The sequence below is a fragment of the Methanoculleus sp. genome (genome assembly GCF_035363275.1).
Classification (GTDB): Archaea; Halobacteriota; Methanomicrobia; order Methanomicrobiales; family Methanoculleaceae; genus Methanoculleus.
Genome location: NZ_DAOSET010000124.1, coordinates 1 through 1,924 on the forward strand (window position 1 = coordinate 1; position 1,924 = coordinate 1,924).

A 1,924-nucleotide genomic window follows, 5' to 3' on the forward strand; every position below is an offset into this window, starting at 1 on the left:
GCCTCGTTGAGGTGCCGGACGGTGTTGTGCTCCTCGGCGCGGAAGATGGGGCCGAGCTCGAAGACCGCCTCGAACCCGGCAGCCATCATCATCTGCTTATAGAGCTGCGGGCTCTGATTCAGGAACGCCTCCTTCTCGAAGTAGGCGATCGGGAAGAGTTCCGTGCCGCCCTCGGTCGCCGCCGCGACGACTTTGGGGGTGGTGATGTTGATGCAGCCTCTTGAGGCGAGGAACGCGGTCGCGGACGAGGTCACCGCCGAGCGGATGAAGAAGATAGCGCGGACACGCGGTTTCCTCGCATCCAGGAACCGGGAGTCGAGCCGGGTATCCATCTCAGCGGGCACCTTCTCGGCGACGTCGAGGGGGAGCGGGCTCCCTGCGAGGCTAACGATCTCGAGTTCGTCCGGGACTATCTCGCGCCCGCCGGGAGCCTTCTCGATCGCCTTCACCCTGCCCTGGACCCTGACCACAGACTCTTTTGAGACGTTCCTGGCGACATCGAGGATCTCTGCCGTGACCTTCTTCTTGGGGATGGTCACCTGGATGATACCGGTCCGGTCACGGATCAGGAAGAATGCGAGTCCTCCGAGATCGCGGACCTCATGCACCCAGCCGATGACCTCGGCAGATTCGGTTGTCGGGGTTACGGCCCGTATTGGTAGACGCATATGAAAAACCTGGATACAATGTGGGTCCCGGGAGGTATTTTGTCTTGCGCTCCAGCCCGGGAGAGCGCTTCGGTGGATGGCCGGAAGTGGCCGGCCCCGGCAGCGGGCGGGAAAAAGACGACTGCCGGAGAGGGTGCAGCGTTACAGGAAGACTGCTGCGGCGATGACCGTCGTCCAGCGGCCGTCCATAACCCCTTCAGCCGCCTGGCAGGTGTGAGTCGTGTTGATGATCCGGCCGCTTGCTTTGTAGATCTGCTCCCGTTCCTGCCACGCCTGGTCGGGATCGAACTCGATGCCGAGCGTTGTCGCAAGCATGGTTGCCGCAAGGTCTTCGGCATATTCGCCCGAGACTTCCGCTGTCTCGCCGAAGGCGTGGTGCTCGGAGAGGTAGCCGTAGGCGTTGCTCTCCTTGGGCATCGCGTGGCCGATGGCGGCTGAGGCGAGCCTGCTCGGCTCGTTGGTCTCGTTCCGGGCCATGACGACGTAGACGATGCTGCCCGGCGAGAGGTCCTTTAGACCCTCCTCTGGCGAGATCAACTGGCAGTTCGGAGGAAAGATACTCGAGACGTAGACCAGATTGTACTTCTCGATGCCCGCCTGCCGGAGGGCCAGCTCAAATGACGCCAGTTTGTCTTTGTGGATACCCACACCCTTCGTAAAGAAACACTTGGTCGGAACGAACATTAAGGATCTTCTTATCGTTTGAGTTTTTTAAAATTTTCGGTAATAACAAGCACAATTTGAGAACGGAGCAAAATTTTCACCCAATATGCCATTAGAGATAAAATGTGCAGGCAAATGGCAAAATAACCGAAAAAATAAGGGTTTCCCCGGTGCTCCAGGACGACCGCAACGACGATCGAGGTCGCCGGTCTTCTCCTGCAAAAGAGCCTGAACAGAAATCGGCGATAGAACCGTCCAGATAGGAAACTCTTGCGGATCTGCAGGGAGAGCGACGGTGCGCGCCCACAGAGCCCGACCGCCGCACCGGGGAGATCGGTCTTCTCCGGCTGATACATGACGGCAGAACACGGAGTCGGACTCCCGGAGCCTCCGGGGCCGGCCGACCCCATCCCCTCCTGTCGACGCCCCTCCGGATGCTGTGTTGCATAATCCCTATGATGCTTGTCCTCCTGCCAGAGCCAGCATTCTATTATAGCAGTTCACCTTCATCCGGATTTCACGAAACATGCCCTCCTGCGATGTCGCCTGTACTCCTTCCCCGAAGATCCGTTTGAAGCCGGAGAAGAACCCTT

The 1,924-nt window shown here is 59.3% G+C and carries 2 protein-coding genes; both read right to left on the reverse strand.

Annotation, left to right across the window (positions count from 1 at the left end; genetic code table 11):
- A partial coding sequence (locus tag PLN84_RS13185) for an amino acid--tRNA ligase-related protein (RefSeq protein WP_348532180.1) occupies window positions 1–668 on the reverse strand: 668 nt, incomplete at its 3' end.
- Window positions 669–809: 141 nt separating this feature from the next.
- Window positions 810–1,352 carry an arginine decarboxylase, pyruvoyl-dependent gene (locus PLN84_RS13190; RefSeq protein WP_292386364.1) on the reverse strand — a complete coding sequence of 181 codons (543 nt, stop codon included), beginning with the start codon at window positions 1,350–1,352 and terminating at the stop codon, window positions 810–812.
- Window positions 1,353–1,924: the final 572 nt, after the last annotated feature.